This window comes from Oceanobacter mangrovi, assembly GCF_019740315.1.
GTDB classification, from domain to species: domain Bacteria; phylum Pseudomonadota; class Gammaproteobacteria; order Pseudomonadales; family Oceanobacteraceae; genus Oceanobacter; species Oceanobacter mangrovi.
This window is the reverse complement of sequence record NZ_JAHXZR010000004.1, coordinates 163759-184296: the sequence shown is the minus strand read 5'-3', so window position 1 is coordinate 184296 and position 20538 is coordinate 163759. Positions and strand designations below refer to the sequence as shown.

14 protein-coding genes and 4 tRNA genes are annotated in these 20538 nt (G+C 52.8%); 1 reads left to right on the top strand and 17 read right to left on the bottom strand.

What is annotated here, in order from left to right; all coding sequences use genetic code 11:
- Positions 1-127: 127 nt before the first annotated feature.
- From rpoC to K6123_RS10310, 9 genes are all read right to left on the bottom strand, one after another.
- A complete protein-coding gene (gene rpoC / locus K6123_RS10350; protein ID WP_221797381.1) occupies positions 128-4348 on the bottom strand; it encodes a DNA-directed RNA polymerase subunit beta' in 4221 nt (1406 codons plus the stop codon).
- 76 nt (positions 4349-4424) lie between these two features.
- Complete coding sequence (rpoB, locus tag K6123_RS10345; protein ID WP_221797379.1) at positions 4425-8501, bottom strand: DNA-directed RNA polymerase subunit beta; 4077 nt, start codon at positions 8499-8501, stop codon at positions 4425-4427.
- Positions 8502-8699: 198 nt separating this feature from the next.
- A complete protein-coding gene (gene rplL / locus K6123_RS10340) occupies positions 8700-9071 on the bottom strand; it encodes a 50S ribosomal protein L7/L12 (RefSeq protein WP_221797377.1) in 372 nt (123 codons plus the stop codon).
- A gap of 63 nt (positions 9072-9134) precedes the next feature.
- Positions 9135-9629, bottom strand: a complete 495-nt coding sequence (gene rplJ, locus K6123_RS10335; RefSeq protein ID WP_221797375.1) for a 50S ribosomal protein L10 — start codon at positions 9627-9629, stop codon at positions 9135-9137.
- A 190-nt stretch (positions 9630-9819) separates the two neighbouring features.
- Entirely contained in the window at positions 9820-10515 is a 696-nt protein-coding gene (gene rplA / locus K6123_RS10330; protein WP_221797373.1) for a 50S ribosomal protein L1, read from the bottom strand.
- Positions 10515-10949: a 50S ribosomal protein L11 gene (gene rplK, locus K6123_RS10325; RefSeq protein WP_221797371.1), complete on the bottom strand. Its 435-nt coding sequence runs from the start codon at positions 10947-10949 to the stop codon at positions 10515-10517. The genes rplA and rplK overlap by 1 nt, the downstream gene beginning before the upstream one ends.
- A gap of 69 nt (positions 10950-11018) precedes the next feature.
- Entirely contained in the window at positions 11019-11555 is a 537-nt protein-coding gene (gene nusG, locus K6123_RS10320) for a transcription termination/antitermination protein NusG (RefSeq protein WP_221797369.1), read from the bottom strand.
- Positions 11556-11562: 7 nt separating this feature from the next.
- Positions 11563-11931 carry a preprotein translocase subunit SecE gene (gene secE / locus K6123_RS10315; RefSeq protein ID WP_221797367.1) on the bottom strand — a complete coding sequence of 123 codons (369 nt, stop codon included), beginning with the start codon at positions 11929-11931 and terminating at the stop codon, positions 11563-11565.
- Between the two features lie 52 nt (positions 11932-11983).
- A tRNA-Trp gene (locus tag K6123_RS10310) sits at positions 11984-12059 on the bottom strand.
- Between the two features lie 359 nt (positions 12060-12418).
- Between K6123_RS10310 and fusA the strand changes: the two genes are divergently transcribed.
- Positions 12419-14509 carry an elongation factor G gene (fusA, locus tag K6123_RS10305; RefSeq protein WP_221797365.1) on the top strand — a complete coding sequence of 697 codons (2091 nt, stop codon included), beginning with the start codon at positions 12419-12421 and terminating at the stop codon, positions 14507-14509.
- Between the two features lie 80 nt (positions 14510-14589).
- Here the strand turns inward: fusA and K6123_RS10300 are convergent, their stop codons facing one another.
- From K6123_RS10300 to birA, 8 genes are all read right to left on the bottom strand, one after another.
- Complete coding sequence (locus K6123_RS10300) at positions 14590-16098, bottom strand: lipid A-modifier LpxR family protein (protein WP_221797363.1); 1509 nt, start codon at positions 16096-16098, stop codon at positions 14590-14592.
- Positions 16099-16245: 147 nt separating this feature from the next.
- Positions 16246-17469: an elongation factor Tu gene (tuf, locus tag K6123_RS10295; protein ID WP_221797361.1), complete on the bottom strand. Its 1224-nt coding sequence runs from the start codon at positions 17467-17469 to the stop codon at positions 16246-16248.
- Positions 17470-17561: 92 nt separating this feature from the next.
- A tRNA-Thr gene (locus K6123_RS10290) sits at positions 17562-17637 on the bottom strand.
- A gap of 46 nt (positions 17638-17683) precedes the next feature.
- Positions 17684-17757: transfer RNA gene (locus K6123_RS10285), tRNA-Gly, on the bottom strand.
- Between the two features lie 76 nt (positions 17758-17833).
- A tRNA-Tyr gene (locus K6123_RS10280) sits at positions 17834-17917 on the bottom strand.
- A gap of 194 nt (positions 17918-18111) precedes the next feature.
- Positions 18112-18765 (bottom strand): SPOR domain-containing protein, encoded by a 654-nt coding sequence (locus K6123_RS10275; RefSeq protein WP_221797360.1) that lies wholly within the window; start codon positions 18763-18765, stop codon positions 18112-18114.
- Entirely contained in the window at positions 18738-19451 is a 714-nt protein-coding gene (locus K6123_RS10270; RefSeq protein ID WP_221797358.1) for a type III pantothenate kinase, read from the bottom strand. Before K6123_RS10270 ends, K6123_RS10275 begins: the two co-directional genes overlap by 28 nt.
- Positions 19432-20388, bottom strand: a complete 957-nt coding sequence (birA, locus tag K6123_RS10265; RefSeq protein WP_221797355.1) for a bifunctional biotin--[acetyl-CoA-carboxylase] ligase/biotin operon repressor BirA — start codon at positions 20386-20388, stop codon at positions 19432-19434. Before birA ends, K6123_RS10270 begins: the two co-directional genes overlap by 20 nt.
- Between the last annotated feature and the right edge of the window lie 150 nt (positions 20389-20538).

The window sequence follows — 20538 nt, the reverse complement described above, 5'->3', positions numbered from 1 at the left end:
GGGCACAATAAAAGGGGCGGAGATAATAATCCCCGAATCAAGTCAGATCAAGTATTAATCAGCACCACCCCACCAATAAACAAAAGGGAGACCTTCAGGCCTCCCCTTTGCCTCAGAAGCCTGACAATTACTTGTCGCTGAACGCTTCGCTCAGCTTGGCTTCCATATCTTCTGCAGACACACTCAGAACTTCAGGCATGGAGCGATGACGTTCGTTTTCACGAACCTGACGCTTGCGCTTGCGTTCTGCGTGGTAAGCCAAACCGGTACCCGCAGGAATCAGACGACCCACGACCACGTTCTCTTTAAGACCGCGCAGGCTGTCGACTTTGCCAGTTACCGCACCTTCGGTCAGAACCCGGGTGGTTTCCTGGAAGGAAGCCGCCGAGATGAAGGATTCGGTTGCCAGCGAGGCCTTGGTGATACCCAGCAGCACACGTTCGCCGGTAGCCAGGATACGGCCAGCCGCGTTAGCACGCTCGTTCTCTTCCAGGAAGGCTGCATATTCAACCTGGTCACCTGGAATGAAGGTGGTATCGCCGGCGTCATGGATCAACACCTTGCGCAGCATCTGACGCACGATAACTTCGATGTGCTTGTCATCGATGCCTACGCCCTGCAGTCGGTAAACTTCCTGCACTTCGTTGGTGATGTACATCGCCAGGTCGCCAACAGTCTTCAGACGCAGAATATCGTGCGGGTTCAGCGGACCGTCGGAAATGATTTCACCCTTCTCAACGTGTTCACCTTCGAACACGTTCAGGTGACGCCACTTGTGGATCAGCTCTTCATAAGCTTCGCCACCATCCTTCGGAGTGATTACCAGACGCTTCTTGCCTTTGGTTTCCTTGCCGAAGCTAACAGTACCGGAGATTTCCGCCAGAATGGCAGGCTCTTTCGGCTTACGGGCTTCGAACAGGTCAGCAACGCGTGGCAGACCACCGGTGATGTCCTTGTTACCAGACGTTTCCTGAGGAATACGTGCGATAACGTCACCCACCTGCACTTCAGTACCGTTCTCGTTGTTCACCAACGCATTCGGCGGCAGCATGTACTGGGCTGGAGAGGTAGTACCTGCCAGCAGTACGTCATTGCCGCTGGCATCAACCAGCTTAACCATTGGACGAATGTCTTTACCGGCCGCTGGACGATCCTTCGGATCAATTACTTCGATGTTGGACAGGCCGGTCAATTCGTCAGTTTGACGCTTGATGGTTATGCCTTCGTCCATGCCAACGAATTCGATACGACCCGCCACTTCGGTAACGATTGGGTGAGTGTGTGGATCCCAGGTAGCAACCTTCTGACCGGCTTCAACCTTGGTACCGTCGTTAACACTGATCACAGCACCGTATGGCAGCTTGTACAGCTCACGCTCACGGCCATGTTCATCCGCAATGGCGATCGAACCGGAACGGGAAACCGCCACTAGGTTGCCGTCAGCACGGGTAACTGTCTTCAGGTTGTGCAGACGCACGGTACCGGCATTTTTCACCTGCACGCTATCAGCGGCAGAAGAACGGGATGCCGCACCACCAATGTGGAACGTACGCATGGTCAGCTGAGTACCCGGCTCACCGATCGACTGGGCAGCGATAACACCAACTGCTTCACCGACGTTCACCAGGTGACCGCGACCGAGGTCACGACCGTAGCAGCAGGAACAGATACCGGTACGGGATTCACAGGTAATGGCCGAGCGTACAATCACCTCGTCCACACCTTCCGCTTCGATATGCTTGACCCACTTTTCGTCAACCAGGGTACCGGCAGGAACAACCAGTTCCAGGGTGTTTGGCTGGTATACGTCTTCTGCGATCACACGACCCAGAATACGGTCACCCAGACCAACCACAACGTCACCGCCTTCGATCAGCGGCGTCATCACCAGACCTTCAGTGGTGCCACAGTCGTTTTCGGTAACTACCAGATCCTGCGCAACGTCAACCAGACGACGAGTCAGGTAACCGGAGTTCGCAGTCTTCAAGGCGGTATCCGCCAGACCCTTACGAGCACCGTGAGTGGAGGTGAAGTACTGCAGTACGTTCAGACCTTCACGGAAGTTCGCCACAATCGGCGTCTCAATGATGGAGCCGTCAGGCTTGGCCATCAGACCACGCATACCAGCCAACTGACGAATCTGCGCCGGGCTACCACGAGCACCGGAGTCAGCCATCATGTAGACAGAGTTGAAGGATTCCTGTTGAACCTCATTGCCCTCACGGTCAATTACCGGTTCTTTACCCAGGTTTTCCATCATCGCCTTGGCAACCAGTTCGTTGGCACGGGACCAAATGTCGATCACCTTGTTGTACTTCTCGCCGTGGGTCACCAGACCAGAAGCAAACTGGCTTTCGATTTCCTTAACTTCAGCATCCGCGTTGGCAATGATGTCTGCCTTGGCGGCCGGAATTTCAAAGTCGTTCACACCAATGGAGGAACCGGACTTGGTTGCGTACTGGAAGCCGGTGTACATCACCTGGTCAGCGAAGATAACGGTATCCTTAAGACCCACACGACGGTACGCAGTGTTGATCAGACGGGAAATCGCCTTCTTCTTCATCGGCTGGTTCACCAGCTCGAATGGCAGACCTTTTGGTACGATACGGAACAGCAGCGCACGACCAACAGTGGTATCAACCACCAGGGTGCTGCTTTCACTGTTGCCATCTTCATCAACCACAGTCTGGTTGATACGTACCTTGACGCGAGCCTGCAGGTGCGCAGAACCGGTCTGGTAAGCGCGCTGAACTTCGTCCAGATCAGCGAATACCATGCCTTCACCAGTGGCGTTTACACGCTCACGGGTCATCCAATACAGACCCAGTACCACGTCCTGGGAAGGTACGATGATTGGCTCACCGTTGGCTGGAGACAACACGTTGTTGGTTGCCATCATCAGCGCACGTGCTTCCAGCTGGGCTTCGATGGTCAGCGGCACGTGAACGGCCATCTGGTCACCGTCGAAGTCGGCGTTGTAAGCCGCACACACCAATGGGTGCAACTGGATTGCCTTACCTTCGATCAACTGAGGTTCGAACGCCTGGATACCCAAACGGTGCAGGGTTGGCGCACGGTTCAGCATCACCGGGTGTTCACGAATCACGTCAGCGAGGATATCCCACACTTCCGGAGTTTCGCGCTCTACCATCTTCTTCGCAGCTTTGATGGTCGTAGCCAGACCACGGTGTTCCAGCTTGGAGAAGATGAACGGCTTGAACAGCTCCAGAGCCATCTTCTTCGGCAGACCACACTGGTGCAGACGCAGCTGTGGGCCTACGGTAATTACGGAACGACCGGAGTAGTCAACACGTTTACCCAACAGGTTCTGACGGAAACGACCCTGCTTACCCTTGATCATGTCGGCCAGGGATTTCAGAGGACGCTTGTTGGAACCAGTGATGGCGCGACCGCGACGACCGTTATCCAGCAAGGCATCAACCGCTTCCTGCAGCATACGCTTTTCGTTGCGGACGATGATGTCAGGTGCGTTCAGCTCCAGCAGACGCTTCAGACGGTTGTTACGGTTGATCACGCGACGGTACAGGTCGTTGAGGTCGGAAGTCGCAAAACGACCGCCGTCCAGCGGCACCAGAGGACGCAGATCCGGTGGCAGTACTGGCAGCACAGACATGATCATCCACTTGGGATCATTGCCGGACTGGAAGAATGCCTCAAGAATCTTCAGACGCTTGGACAGCTTCTTGATCTTGGTTTCAGAGTTGGTCGCAGGAATTTCTTCACGCAGACGCTGAACTTCTTCTTCCAGTTCAATGTGGCCCAGCAAAGCCTGGATGGCTTCAGCACCCATCTTGGCTTCGAATTCGTCACCAAATTCTTCGATTGCTTCGTAGTACTGTTCATCAGACAGCAGCTGACCCTGTTCCAGAGTCGTCATGCCTGGCTCAGTAACCACGAAGGATTCGTAATACAGGATTCGCTCGATATCACGCAGGGTCATATCCAGCATCAAACCGATACGGGATGGCAGTGACTTCAGGAACCAGATGTGCGCAACCGGAGAAGCCAGCTCAATGTGACCCATGCGTTCACGACGCACTTTGGCCTGAGTTACTTCAACGCCACATTTTTCACAGATAACGCCGCGGTGCTTCAGACGCTTGTATTTGCCACACAAGCATTCGTAGTCCTTGATAGGACCAAAGATACGGGCACAGAACAAACCATCACGTTCTGGTTTGAAAGTACGGTAGTTAATGGTCTCTGGCTTTTTTACTTCACCATAGGACCAGGAGCGAATCATGTCCGGCGAGGCAAGACCGATACGGATGGCATCGAACTCGTCGGCATTATTCTGGCTACGCAGAAAATTGACTAAGTCTTTCATAGAGAAATTGCTCCACTTGGCGTGAGCGAGGAAACCAGCCAGCCGTCCCGACTGACTGGTCTCTCAGCTAGACCGATTATTCGTTTTCCAGTTCGATGTCGATACCCAGGGAACGGATTTCCTTCACCAATACGTTGAAGGATTCCGGCATGCCTGCTTCCATCCGGTGATCGCCATCCACGATGTTCTTGTACATCTTGGTACGGCCGGCCACGTCGTCGGACTTCACAGTCAGCATTTCCTGCAGGGTGTATGCAGCACCGTAAGCTTCCAGTGCCCACACCTCCATCTCACCGAAGCGCTGACCACCAAACTGAGCCTTACCACCCAGCGGCTGCTGGGTAACCAGGCTGTAGGAGCCGGTAGAACGGGCGTGCATCTTGTCGTCTACCAGGTGGTTCAGCTTCAGCATGTACATGTAACCCACGGTTACCTTACGGTCGAAGGCTTCACCAGTACGGCCGTCGTACAGAGTGACCTGACCGGATTCAGGAATACCGGCCAGATTCAGCATACGCTTGATCTCGGTTTCCTTGGCACCATCGAACGCTGGTGTTGCCATTGGCACACCGTTGCGCAGGTTACGTGCCAGCTCCATGATTTCGTCGTCAGACATGCCGTCCAGATCTTCGATACGACCGGCATCGCCGCCGTTGTAGATCTCGTTCAGCAACTCACGCAGCTTGGCGATTTCACGCTGCTGCTGCAGCATTTCGTTGATCTTGTCACCCAGACCCTTGGCCGCCATACCCAGGTGGATCTCCATGATCTGACCCACGTTCATACGGGACGGAACACCCAGCGGGTTCAGACAGATATCAACCGTTACGCCGTTTTCGTCGTATGGCATATCTTCGATTGGCTTGATCGCGGAGATAACACCTTTGTTACCGTGACGACCAGCCATCTTGTCACCAGGCTGGATCTTACGCTTGATAGCCAGGTACACCTTGACGATCTTCAGAACGCCAGGAGCCAGGTCATCACCGGTCTGCAGCTTGCGTTTCTTGTCTTCGAACTTGGCATCAACTTCTTTCTGGCGTTCGATCAGCGACTGCTCGGCTTTCTCCAGCATATCTGCCAGGGTTTCATCCTGCGGGATGATACGCCACCAGTCCTGCTCGCTCAGGCCAGCCAGGTAGTCTTCCGCCAGCACGTCGCCTTTCTTCAGACCAGGAGCCACGTTAACGGCCTGGCCAGACAGCGCACGAGTCAGACGCTCGAAAGTCGCACCGCGGACGATACGCATTTCTTCGTTGAGGTCCTTGCGAACCTGATCCAGCTGCTGACGCTCGATGTCCTTGGCGCGCTGATCTTTCTCAACGCCGTCACGGGTGAATACCTGAACGTCGATAACCGTACCGGTAGTACCGGTCTTCACGCGCAGGGAAGTATCCTTAACGTCAGAAGCTTTCTCACCGAAAATGGCACGCAACAGTTTTTCTTCCGGAGTCAGCTGGGTTTCACCTTTCGGTGTTACCTTGCCGACCAGAATGTCGCCCGGCTTCACTTCAGCACCGATATAAACGATACCGCTCTCATCCAGCTTGGCCAGCGCCGCTTCACCGACGTTTGGAATATCGGAAGTGATCTCTTCCGCACCCAGCTTGGTGTCACGTGCCACACAGGTCAGTTCCTGAATGTGGATAGTGGTCAGACGATCTTCCTGGGAAACACGTTCGGACAGCAGGATCGAGTCTTCGTAGTTGTAACCGTTCCACGGCATGAAGGCGATACGGAAGTTCTGGCCCAGTGCCAGCTCACCAAGGTCAACGGAAGGACCGTCAGCCATGATGTCGCCACGGTTAACCATGTCACCGGCTTTCACCAGCGGACGCTGGTTGATACAGGTGTTCTGGTTGGAACGGGTGTATTTGGTCAGGTTGTAGATATCTACACCGGCTTCACCAGCAACGGTTTCTTCATCGTTAACCTTCACAACGATACGACCGGCATCAACCGAATCGATCACACCACCACGCTTGGCAACCACACACACACCGGAGTCAGCGGCTACCGCACGTTCGATACCGGTACCCACCAGAGGCTTCTCGGAGCGCAGGGTTGGAACCGCCTGACGCTGCATGTTGGAACCCATCAATGCGCGGTTGGCGTCATCGTGTTCGAGGAACGGAATCAGCGAGGCCGCAATCGACACAACCTGCTGCGGAGATACATCCTGCAGGGTTACGTTGTCTGGCGACATCATGGTGAATTCGTTCTTGTGACGAACGGAAATCAGGTCGCCCTGCAGACGGCCGTTTTCGTCAGTCGGAACAGATGCCTGTGCAATGACGTAATCCGCTTCTTCAATCGCAGAAACGTAAATGATCTCATCAGTCACAATACCGTCCTGAACGATACGGTATGGCGATTCCAGGAAGCCGTATTCGTTGGTACGGGCATAGGAAGCCAGTGAGTTGATCAGACCAATGTTTGGACCTTCAGGCGTTTCAATTGGACATACACGACCGTAGTGAGTGGCGTGAACGTCACGCACTTCGAAGCCGGCACGTTCACGGGTCAAACCGCCAGGGCCAAGGGCAGAAATACGACGCTTGTGAGTCACCTCAGACAGCGGGTTGTTCTGGTCCATAAACTGGGACAGCTGGGAAGAACCAAAGAATTCTTTCACCGCAGCGGCAACCGGTTTGGCGTTGATCAGATCCTGCGGCATCAGACCTTCGGATTCTGCCATTGACAGACGCTCACGTACTGCTCGTTCAACACGCACCAGACCTACGCGGAACTGGTTTTCGGCCATTTCGCCAACAGAACGGATACGACGGTTACCCAGGTGGTCGATGTCGTCGACAATGCCTTTACCGTTACGGATGTCGATCAGGGTACGCAGTACCTCAACGATATCGCCACGATCCAGCACGCCTGAACCAACAATCTCTTCACGACCGATACGACGGTTGAACTTCATACGACCAACCGCAGACAGGTCGTAACGCTCTTCGGTAAAGAACAGGTTTTCAAACAGGGCTTCAGCGCTTTCCTTGGTTGGTGGCTCACCAGGACGCATCATACGGTAGATTTCGACCAGGGATTCCAGCTGGTTGCTGGTTGGGTCGATACGCAGAGTGTCAGACAGGAAAGAACCGCAGTCGATTTCGTTGGTGTAAATGGTCTGGAAGCTTTCAATGCCTGCAGTCGCCATTTTACCCAGCAATTCAGCTGTGATTTCAGCGTTGGCAGTCGCCAGTACTTCACCGGTACGGGAGTCGATGATGTCTTTGGCAACGGCCTTGCCCAGTACGTATTCAGTCGGTACGTCCAGATCCTGAACGTTGGCTTTTTCGAGCTGACGAATATGACGGGCAGTGATACGACGAGCCGCTTCTACAATCACGTTGCCGTCATTGTCGAGAATATCGAACTGGGCAGTTTCACCACGCAGGCGTGATGGAATCAGCTTCAGCTTCAGAGCGCCGCCAACAATGCGGTAGTCGTCGTTATCAAAGAAGGTTTCGAGGATTTCAGCAGTGCTGTAACCCAGCGCGCGCAGCAGAATAGATGCTGGCAGCTTGCGGCGACGGTCGATACGAACGTACACCAGATCCTTTGGATCGAATTCGAAGTCCAGCCATGAGCCACGGTAAGGAATCACGCGAGCGTTATACAACAGCTTGCCTGAAGAGTGCGTCTTACCCTTGTCATGGTCGAAGAATACACCAGGTGAACGGTGCAACTGGGACACGATTACACGCTCGGTACCGTTAACGATAAAAGTACCGTTATCGGTCATCAGCGGCATTTCGCCCATGTAAACTTCTTGCTCTTTGATGTCTTTGATCGCTTTGGTAGACGATTCTTTATCGTAAACGATCAGGCGCACCTTGACCCGCAGCGGCGCAGCGTATGTTACGCCACGCAGCATACATTCTTTTTCGTCGAAGGTTGGGGTACCCAGGCGATAGCTTACGTATTCCAGAGCCGCATTTCCGGAATAGCTGATGATAGGAAATACAGATTTGAATGCCGCATGCAGACCTACATCGAGGCGGTCTTCAGCGTTGTTTCCCTTTTGCAGGAACTTTTGGTAAGAATCGATTTGAATGGCCAGCAAATAAGGCACATCCATTACGTTCGGCAGCTTGCCGAAATCCTTACGGATACGTTTTTTCTCAGTATATGAGTAAGCCATCAGTTATCCCCGGACTGTTTCCTCGACCAGATCGATGTTGATCCGATGTTCAAGGCCTTGCCTTGCAAGTTGAAACCTGGCGTTATGCCAGTTTAGCCACGTTTTCCATAACGCGAAAAAGGCCGACGAGATTTCTCCCGTCAGCCCTGTGCCAAAACTGTAGATAGTTTCGGCAGCAGCGTAAAGCAGAGATCCTGATTACTTGATCTCGACGATAGCACCAGCTTCTTCCAGCTTGGCTTTAGCTGCGTCAGCGTCTTCTTTGGAAACGCCTTCTTTAACAGTAGCAGGAGCACCGTCAACCATAGCCTTGGCTTCTTTCAGGCCCAGACCGGTCAGTTCACGTACTGCCTTGATTACGTTAACTTTCTTGTCGCCAGCGCCAGACAGAATTACGTCGAATTCAGTCTGAACTTCAGCAGCAGCGTCGCCGCCAGCAGCTGGACCAGCAACTACAGCTGCAGCTGCAGAAACGCCGAATTTTTCTTCCATTGCAGAAACCAGTTCTACAACGTCCATTACAGACATTTCAGCGATCGCGTTGATGATATCTTCTTTTGTCAGAGACATGAGACTTTTCCTGAATTATGTGAGCTAAATGCTCGTTAAATCGATGTCGCCAGCCTGAAACGATCAGGCGGCTTCTTGTTCTTTCTGGTCGCGTACTGCAGCAATAGTACGAACCAGTTTGCCAGCGGCAGCTTCTTTCATGACGCTCATCAGCTTGGCGATGGCTTCGTCGTAGGTCGGCAGTGTTGCCAGCATATCTACGGAAACCACGTTGCCTTCGAAGGCACCACCCTTGATTTCGAACTTGTCGTTCTTCTTCGCGAACTCTTTGAAGATACGGGCAGCCGCACCTGGGTGTTCGTTAGAGAATGCAATCAGGGTAGGACCAACCATGGTGTCAGTCAGACACTCAAAGCTGGAACCTTCAACAGCACGCTTGGCCAGGGTGTTACGGACGACTTTCATCCATACACCAGCAGCACGCGCTTCTTTACGCAGAGAGGTCATGGCGCCTACTGTTACGCCGCGGGAATCCGCAACAACAGCAGACAGAGCGCTTTGAGCCGCTTCCTGGACTTCAGCGACAATCGCTTTTTTATCTTCGAGTCCTAAGGCCACGATTAACTCCTAACAAGTTAAGTTATGCTCAAAAGAGCACTTCTCGGAGTGACAATTCAGAAAATCTGAAGGGGCCACTCACCATCTACGCAGGAAATATTAAGTGGAGACTGGCAAGCCAGACTCCACTCCTGCGGTCTTTGATAGCCGCGCGCCAATGGCGCACCGCCCCAAAGAACTTTTATGTTGATCAGAAATCCAGAGCGGAGTGATCAACAACCAAGCCAGGTCCCATCGTGGTAGAGATGGTAACCTTCTTCATGTAAACGCCCTTGGCGGAAGATGGCTTGGCTTTTTTCAAATCGGCCAGCAGAGCTGTCAGGTTTTCCTGCAGCGCAACAGCTTCAAAATCAACCTTACCGATAGTGGTATGGATGATACCGTTCTTGTCGTTACGGTAACGAACCTGACCAGCCTTGGCGTTCTTCACGGCAGTGGCTACATCTGGAGTTACAGTACCAACTTTCGGGTTTGGCATCAGGCCACGTGGACCCAGCACCTGACCCAGCTGACCAACAACGCGCATCGCGTCTGGAGAAGCAATCACAACGTCAAACGCCAAATCGCCACCCTTGATCTTTTCAGCCAGATCTTCCATACCAACTTCGTCTGCACCAGCTGCCTTGGCAGCTTCAGCGTTGGCACCCTGAGTGAACACAGCAACACGCATGGTCTTGCCAGTACCGTTTGGCAGCACAGTAGAGCTACGAACGTTCTGGTCAGATTTACGTGCGTCGATACCCAGGTTTACCGCTACGTCTACAGACTCACGGAATTTTGCTGCAGGCAGGGAAGCCAGCACAGCAACAGCCTCTGCAAAGGAGTAAACCTTGCGAGCATCAATTTTTTCAGCAATCAGCTTCTGACGCTTGGTCAACTTGGCCATTACTCAACTCCTTCCACGTTCAGACCCATAGCACGAGCAGAACCCGCGATAGTACGTACCGCTGCGTCCATATCGGCAGCAGTCAGGTCAGGAGCTTTGGCGGTAGCGATCTCTTCCAGCTGTGCACGAGTCACAGTACCCACTTTCTGGGTGTTTGGACGAGGAGAACCAGAAGTGATGCCAGCAGCTTTTTTCAGCAGGAAAGAAGCTGGTGGAGTCTTCATTTCGAAGGTGAATGAACGATCGCTGTACGCAGTAATAACAACTGGTACTGGCGCACCTGGTTCCAGGTGGGAAGTCTGGGCGTTAAACGCTTTACAGAATTCCATGATGTTCAGACCTTTTTGACCCAGAGCCGGACCTACCGGGGGGCTTGGGTTTGCTTTACCAGCTGCAACCTGCAACTTGATATAGGCTTCAATTTTCTTAGCCATGATTTACTCCAATGGGTAAATAGCGCCCTGACGGGCTCCCCGCCCCGACCCAGGGTCGGGGCACTCGTATTAACTCGCCTTTTCGACCTGGGTAAATTCCAGTTCGACTGGTGTCGAGCGACCAAAAATCGTTACAGCCACCTGCAGACGGGACTTTTCGTAGTCCACACTCTCAACCGTGCCGTTAAAGTCAGCAAACGGACCATCTGTAACACGAACCACTTCACCCGGTTCGTAGATAGTCTTGTGAGTTGGGCGATCAGCACCTTCCTCAACACGACGCAGAATGGCATCAGCTTCTTTTTCAGTAATTGGAGCAGGCTTGTCAGCAGTACCGCCGATAAAACCCATCACCCGATCAGTTTGCTTGACCAGATGCCAGGTATCGTCGTTCATTTCCATCTGCACCAGCACATAGCCAGGATAGAAACGACGCTGACTCTTGCGCTTCTTACCGTCGCGCACCTCAACCACTTCCTCGGTAGGCACCAGCACGTCGCCGAACTGATCCTGCATACCAAGACGCTCAATACGCTCTTTCAGGGCTGACTGGACACGCTTCTCGTAACCGGAATAGGCGTGAACCACATACCAACGCATTGCCATAATTGCCTCACCCAATCAGTGCAGAAACAGCCCAACCCAGCAGGGAATCAAGCCCCCACAGCGCCAGGCCCATAACAACAACCACAATCAGAATCATCAGGGTTGTTTGTGTAGTTTCCTGACGAGTTGGCCAAACGACCTTACGACGTTCTACGTTTGCTTCCTTAAGAAGCACCCGAAACGCCTTACCCTGAGCGGTTGTCAATGCAGCACCTGCACCACACAACATCAATACGGTCACAGCCAGGACGCGGTACAGCAATGGCATATCGGCATACATGTAGTTACCAACGACTGCCGCCGCCAGAAACACAACAGCAACCAGCCATTTGAGAACGTCCACAGGAGAACTTGCAGCTTTGCTTTCGGAGCTCATCAATTATTTCCCTGAAGCCAAAAATGGCAGCCGAAGCTGCCACCAGGATATTTGGCAGGCCAGGAGGGACTCGAACCCCCAACTTTCGGTTTTGGAGACCGACGCTCTACCAATTGAACTACTGGCCTATAACACTTTATAAGGGCGCTGCACTATACAGCATTCAGAGACAGTTTCAACTCTTTTGTCTAAACTTTCTCCGCCCTAAACGACAACCTTTGAAATCAGCTGTGCGGAGTTGCTCTCTCAAGCGGGAACGGATATTACACAGACCTTTTTATAAATGCCAGAAAATTTTAAAAAAGTTTTTGTTAATGCTGTTTCTTCTTTATATGGCTACACATTTACAGGGCAGATTTATCCAAATAGCAAAAAAAACCGCCTATTTTCCAACTTTTCTTCAGTTTTCTGTCCTCAGGGTGATCAAAAACGAGTGAAAAACCTGTAAATTACCGGCCGTTTTTCCACTTAGCTTATCGAGTGAGTTATGACTGACTTATCCAAATACCGTAACATCGGCATCTTCGCCCACGTGGACGCCGGTAAAACCACAACTACCGAGCGTATCCTCAAACTCACCGGTAAAATCCACAAGACCGGTGAGGTACACGACGGTGAATCCACCACTGACTTCATGGAACAGGAAGCCGAGCGCGGCATCACCATTCAGTCTGCGGCCGTAACCTGTGAGTGGAAGAACCACCGCCTGAACGTAATTGACACCCCAGGACACGTTGACTTCACCGTAGAAGTTTACCGCTCCCTGAAAGTATTGGACGGTGGTATCGGCGTATTCTGTGGTTCCGGCGGTGTTGAGCCTCAGTCCGAGACCAACTGGCGCTACGCGAACGACTCTGAAGTATCCCGCATCATCTTCGTCAACAAGCTGGACCGCCTGGGTGCTGACTTCTTCCGCGTTGTTGACCAGGTGAAAAACGTCCTGGCAGCACGCCCACTGGTAATGGTATTGCCAATCGGTCGTGAAGATGAATTTGTTGGTGTTGTTGACCTGCTGAGCCAGAAAGCCTACGTATGGGATGATTCCGGCCTGCCAGAAAACTACGAAGTTAAAGACATCCCGGCCGACATGGTTGACGATGCAGAGATGTACCGTCAGGAGCTGATCGAAACCGCTCTGGAGATGGACGAAGACCTGCTGATGGAATATCTGGAAGAAGGTACCGAACCTTCCATTGAAGACATCAAGCGTTGCATCCGTGAAGGCACCCGCACTCTGGCGTTCTTCCCGACCTACTGTGGCTCCGCCTTCAAGAACAAGGGTGTTCAGCTGGTACTGGACGCCGTTGTTGACTATCTGCCAGACCCAACCGAAGTCGATCCACAGGATCTGACCGACGAAGAAGGCAACCCAACTGGCGAGAAAGCCATCGTTTCAGCTGATGAGCCTTTCCGCGCCCTGGCCTTCAAGATCATGGACGACCGTTTCGGCGCCCTGACCTTTATCCGCATCTACTCCGGCAAACTGAACAAGGGTGACACCATCCTGAACAGCTTCACCGGTAAAACTGAGCGTATCGGCCGTATGGTTGAGATGCAGGCGGATGACAAAACTGAACTGACCTCAGCTCAGGCCGGTGACATTCTGGCAATTGTGGGCATGAAAAACGTTCAGACCGGTCATACCCTGTGTGATCCAAAGAACCCATGCACCCTGGAAGCCATGGTGTTCCCTGAGCCAGTTATCTCCATCGCTGTTCAGCCTAAAGACAAGGGCGGCGTTGACAAGATGGGTATCGCCATCGGCAAGATGGTTGCAGAAGATCCAACCTTCCAGGTTGAAACCGACGAAGACTCTGGTGAAACCATCCTGAAAGGCATGGGCGAACTGCACCTGGACATCAAGGTAGACATCCTGAAGCGTACCTACGGTGTTGAACTGATCGTAGGTCAGCCACAGGTTGCCTACCGTGAAACCATCACCAAGCCCGTCGAAGACAGCTACACCCACAAGAAACAGTCTGGTGGTTCCGGTCAGTACGGTAAGATCGATTACCGCATCCGTCCTGCCGAGCCAGGTACTGGCTTCAAGTTCACCTCCTCCGTTGTGGGCGGTAACGTACCAAAAGAATTCTGGCCTGCCGTTGAGAAAGGCTTCAAGTCCATGATGGGCGAAGGTGTTCTGGCTGGCTTCCCGGTACTGGACGTTGAAGTAGAACTGTTCGACGGTTCTTACCACGCGGTTGACTCCTCTGCGATTGCCTTCGAAATCGCTGCCAAAGGTGCTTTCCGTCAGTCCATTCCAAAAGCTGGCGCCCAGCTGCTGGAACCTATCATGAAAGTTGACGTGTTCTCCCCAGAGGACAACGTGGGCGACGTAATCGGCGACCTGAACCGTCGTCGCGGCATGATCAAGGACCAGGAACGTGGTGCTACCGGTATCCGCGTCAAGGCAGACGTACCACTGTCTGAAATGTTCGGTTACATCGGCCACCTGCGTACCATTACCTCTGGTCGCGGCCAGTTCTCGATGGAATTCTCTCACTACCTGCCATGCCCACAACAGGTAGCTGACAAGGTCATCGCTGACGTCAAAGCCAAGAAAGCAGCCGAGAAGTAAGATCGTCTGCCCGGGATGGAAATCTCATCCCAATAAAAAAACCGCCCTCGGGCGGTTTTTTTATATCTGTTCGTAACTACCTAATCAGGCCACTCGTCCATTCTGGCAAGCGCCAGACCACCAATCAGCAACGGAATAAAAGCCGCCGCCCAATTGCTCTTCCCCTCGATCACAAACTCCGCCCAGCGGTGCTGCTCAACCTGCTCCAGCGTCTCTTCAGTCCGATAGTGATAGCGAGCACCGATACCAAAATGATCCTGCCACCCCGCCATCACCCCCACAGAAGCCGATGCAATCCAGCGCTTCAGGTGCACATTGCGAGTACCACCCTCACGCATAATCTGCAGATCACTGTCCGGGTCAGTATCAGCCGGGATATGAATACCACCCTCCAGCAAATAATTACTAATCACATAGTGCCCGGTTACACTGGCCGTCAGACGGCTATACCAGCCCGCCGGAAAACAGGCACTCACAACCCTTGCCGACATCTGCTGATTTAACAACGCCAATTGATGCTGAACCTCATCAAGCTCGCTATAAACATCCGCCAGAGGATGATCGACAGCGATAAAAGCCTCGATACGATCAACCAGCACCAACATGTGTTTGAGCACTGAATCTGATACTCGATTGGCCGCCAGGTAACCGCGCAACTGCTCTGCATAAGCCGCCAGCTTGTCGTCCAAGGCAACATAAGACTGCGCCAGCGTATTGATGTAGAACAGATCACCGGAACGATAACGGCGGCATTCATGCCCCTCACTCACCAGCAAGCTCGCTTCAACGCCGTAGCCCAGCCGATTAATGATGCTACCCGCCTCCACAAATGGAAAATGACTCACATAGGCTTCGCCAAAACGACCCTCCTGATGAATCCAGTGCGCTGCAAACTTGCCGGAATATTGCAGCGCAAGGCGATTATCAACCTGGGTTTCCCAACCCGTAATCGGATAGGCACCCGAGAATGGGTATTGATGCGCCGTTTCCTGTACCCAACGACCAGCGGCTGCCGGCCCAACCACCCCGACGGTCAACTGATGGTCGTCATAGCCATCCACGCCATCGAGCCGCAAGGTACGCCCCCAATAAGCCCACGCCGCAAAAGGCCGATCATAATAGGCGGCATTTTCAATATGCTCGTAACCTTCGTGCTCCACCTTGCCGACACCTGCATCCTGATAGGGCGTGTACAGCTCATGGGCCATGGTATAGCCATAGCGAACCAGCTTCAGATCGCGATTCTGCAAGCCGCTGCGAGGGGCATCATCACAATCGGCATAGTCGTCCGCCGAGCCATCATCCGGCCCACAGCGAAAGCCATACAAACGCCCGGACTGATACAGAAAGCCCTCGCGCAAGCTGGAATAGCCCGACAGCTGAATGGCATTGGTAAAATACTGGTCAGTTATGTTGTCACCTGTCAGGGCATCATTCTGGATACTGCTCTGCCAAACCTTTGGTACATCATCCACATAGCGTCGCTCAAAGTTGCCATCCTTTACCAGCAACCCCAACAGTGAATAACTGTCGTCCAATGAAATTGCAAAATCAGAAAAAAACAGAAGTAACAGTAGAAAAGATCTCAATTTTTAATCCTTTAAAAATCAAAAGATCAAAAATGATATCTTGAGCACATTTCAGAACAATTAGAGAGATACGAAAAGCCGTCAAACAGGCACAAAAAAACCCGCCGAAGCGGGTTTTTTCTGAGGCAATCTCAAATAATCAAAAGATTACTCGATGATTTTGGCTACAACGCCAGCGCCAACGGTACGACCACCTTCACGAATCGCGAAGCGCAGACCTTCGTCCATCGCGATTGGAGCGATCAGGGTAACAGTCAGCTGAACGTTGTCACCTGGCATTACCATCTCAACGCCTTCTGGCAGCTCAACCGCACCAGTTACGTCGGTAGTACGGAAGTAGAACTGTGGACGGTAACCTTTGAAGAATGGAGTATGACGGCCACCTTCATCTTTACCCAGTACGTAGACTTCTGATTCGAACTTGGTGTGAGGAGTGATAGAACCTGGCTTCGCCAGAACCTGACCACGCTCTACTTCGTCACGCTTGGTACCACGCAGCAGAACACCAACGTTCTCACCGGCACGGCCTTCGTCCAGAATCTTACGGAACATCTCAACACCGGTACAGGTAGTCTTGATGGTGTCTTTGATACCGATGATCGCAACTTCTTCACCAGTCTTAACGATACCGCGCTCAACACGACCGGTAACAACGGTACCACGACCCTGAATGGAGAATACGTCTTCGATAGGCATAATGAATGCACCGTCGATCGCACGCTCTGGTTCTGGGATGTAGCTATCCAGGGTTTCTACCAGCTTCTTAACAGCGGTAGTACCCATTTCGTTCTCGTCTTCACCGTTCAGAGCCATCAGGGCAGAACCTGGGATGATTGGAGTGTCGTCGCCTGGGAAGTCGTATTCGGACAGCAGGTCACGCAGTTCCATTTCCACCAGTTCCAGCATCTCTGCGTATTCTTCAGTGTCTGCACCACCGCAGTCTTCAGCCAGCAGGTCAGCCTTGTTCAGGAATACAACGATGTAAGGTACACCTACCTGACGGGACAGCAGGATGTGTTCACGAGTCTGAGGCATTGGGCCGTCAGTAGAGCCACATACCAGGATCGCGCCGTCCATCTGAGCAGCACCGGTGATCATGTTTTTTACATAGTCAGCGTGTCCTGGGCAGTCTACGTGGGCGTAGTGACGGACTGGAGATTCGTACTCAACGTGAGAGGTTGAGATGGTGATACCACGCTCACGCTCTTCTGGAGCATTGTCGATACCGTCGAAAGCAACGGCAGCGCCACCCCAAACTTCGGAGCACACGCGAGTCAGCGCTGCTGTCAGAGTGGTTTTACCATGGTCAACGTGACCGATAGTACCTACGTTTACGTGGGGTTTGGAACGCTCAAACGTTTCCTTAGCCATGACCTTCTCTCTCTTACGTGGTGGTAGATTTCAGACCGACACATACACAAAAAGGCAGGCCTAATGCCTACCTTTTTGTCACTTTAAAATAATGGTGCTGATGGGCAGAATCGAACTGCCGACCTCATCCTTACCAAGGATGCGCTCTACCGACTGAGCTACATCAGCTAAACACCTTTTGAATTCAGCCTTACTACCGCAGTACTGAATTTTCTGGAGCGGGTAGCGGGAATCGAACCCGCATCATTAGCTTGGAAGGCTAAGGTTCTACCATTGAACTATACCCGCGAACCTTTTGGCTTTCGCCGGAACAGCAGGCTTTTGCCTCGCTCCGAAGACACCGCCCTGGCGATGACTCTGAATATGGTGGTGGGGGCTGGATTCGAACCAGCGAAGCTTTCGCGTCAGATTTACAGTCTGATCCCTTTGGCCGCTCGGGAACCCCACCTAATTGTTTTCAAAACCACGTTTATAGCTGCTGGCCGTTGCCGCTGCGGCTTTGATGGCGCGTACTATATGTTTCAGACCCTTGGTCGTCAACACTTTTTTTATATTTTTTATGAACTTAGCGCTTTTACTTCATTTTGGTTAAATAACAGCCAACCAGAAGGTTATTCCTTCTTCTATAGCAAAATCAGTTAATCAACGCAGGCAGTCGGTCATTTGCCAGCTAACATCATCATCAGCCTTGATACGCTCACGCAGCTTGTCTCCAAAGTCCGGCTTGTTAACAACCTGCAGCCAGAACTCCTGCTGCATTTCGTTCTTGGCTTTTACTTCTACCGGGATATTAAAGCTGCGTACCTTGCTGGCAACCAGGTCAGCTGACTCACGCTGGCGGAACAGCCCCAGTGAAATCCCGTCAGCCAGCTCACCGGTATTGATGATGTAACTATCAACCTTGCGTTGCTGCAATTCACGCAAGACCTTGCGAGCTTCTTCCCGACTGGCCCTGGGAGGTACGTAGACCCAAAACTCCTTGGCCGTATCGGTTGGCAATTCCGTGATCACGGTATCACCAGCGATGCCCAGTGAGGTTGCCCGGGCGCGGGCATAATTGGCATCCAGTTGATCCTGATAGGGTCCGAGCAGAAAACAGAGCTGTTGCTTCTGTTCTGTGACCACTTGCTGGCTGCGCTTTGGCAGGCTCACTGCCGCTTCAGAAATCAGCGTCAGCCGCTGACCACTGGCCAGCTCCAACGGCTGATCCGTTACCACTGCAACCTCTGACTGATTCCAGTAGAACAGCAAGACTGCCAGATTCAGCACTACCAGACAGAAAAATATCCAGCGCATAGAGCATCCAATCCATCGAAGATAAGTTCAGGCCAATAACTGTGGCCAAGGTTTTTGGCCAGCCATTCGCCATCGCCGCCGGTAAAAAACGGCTGATATTGACTGTGACTGGAAATGACATGACTGACAAACGCCACTTGCTGGCAACGCACTCCGGCACTGACGCAGCCAACCGTATCCGTACCTGGCTGCAAGTGCTCACTGCGCACTTCATCAGCATAGGGACGAACCCGTTCGGTATTTTGCCAGAGCGACTGCTGTGCCAGTGTGAGACCCGGCACAATATATCCGCCCAGATGGCGGTTACTGTCGGACAGCAGGTCAATGGTCAATGCCGTACCGGAATCAATCACCAGCAGGTTGCCATCACGATGCTGACGCGCGCCCAGCATAGCCAGCCAGCGATCCACTCCGAGTCGCCCCGGTTGCGGGTAACAATGTTCGAAATCCGGATAGTCTTCCAGCGCCCGCGACAACCAAACCAGGCAGTTGCCAAACTGCTGCTCCAGCTGCGCCCGCAGCCAGGGATTGTCATGCACGCTGGAAACCAGTACCCGGGCAACTTCCGGCCAGGATTGCTCGATCACGTCAGCGTGGTCACAGCCGCCCAGCACACGGGTGCCATCAGAATCCTGATAACGCCATTTAATACGGCTATTGCCGGCATCAATCAACAGGACGGACACTTAACTCTCCAGCCACTACCACTTCCATACCACGCTCGGTTTGCAGCAACAGCTCACCCTTGCGATTAACGCCCTTCACCACCCCGACCCGGTGTTCATTACCACCGGACAGCAACACTTCACGGCGATAGAAAACATCCCGATCAGCCCAGTATTTAACCCAGGGCTCAAAACCGTCACGTTTAAAATCGTCCACCATGCTGTTGAGCTGATCAATCAGCACACCGGCAATCCGATTACGCGAAACTTGCGGCTGGTATTGGCGCAAAGCTGCCCACGGCTGATCAATGCGTTCGGCATCGCGCTCACTGAGCATCACGTTAAGGCCGATACCTACGACAATCTGGCAAAAATCCGGCTGGGTCTGACGTCCTTCAAGCAGGATACCAGCGACTTTTTTGCCATCCAGATAGACATCGTTGGGCCACTTCAGACCAATACCAGCAAGACCCAGTTTGGTCAGCGCCCGCTCGACCGCAATCGCTACCATCAGGCTCAGGCCTTCCTGGTCCTGCAAGCTACCCGGCAGCGTCACCAGAAACGACAGGTAGATGTTCTTGCCGAACGGACTGACCCACTGGCGCCCACGACGACCTCTACCCTGATTCTGTTTCTCGGCCAACACCGCATAGCGTTTGCCGAGATGATCTGGCGCCCGTTCGAACAGCCAGCTGTTGGTGGAATCCACATCCAGCAGAATGTCGAGGCAGTCAATGGAGTGAGTGAGTTCAGCACCAATGCGTTCGGCATCGAGCAACTCGATAGCATCGTGCAAGCGATAGCCTTTGCCTTTTACGGATGAATACGGGATATCCAGATCATCCAGCTTTTTCATGTGCTTCCAGACAGCCGCCCGACTGACGCCCAGGGCTTCGCCCAGATCATCACCGGAATGAAAACGACCATCTGATAATAATGCCAGTAACTGACTGAGCATCCACTCGCCTCCGGGTATATAACCTGGCGACTATAGCAGATGCGGCGTAAGGCACGAATGTTGTGAATAAAAACTGCGGTTCAGCAAGGCAGGATTCAAACCGCAGTGAGGATGTTGATTCGGTGATGAGCAGTGGCTGTCTGGCGCCAG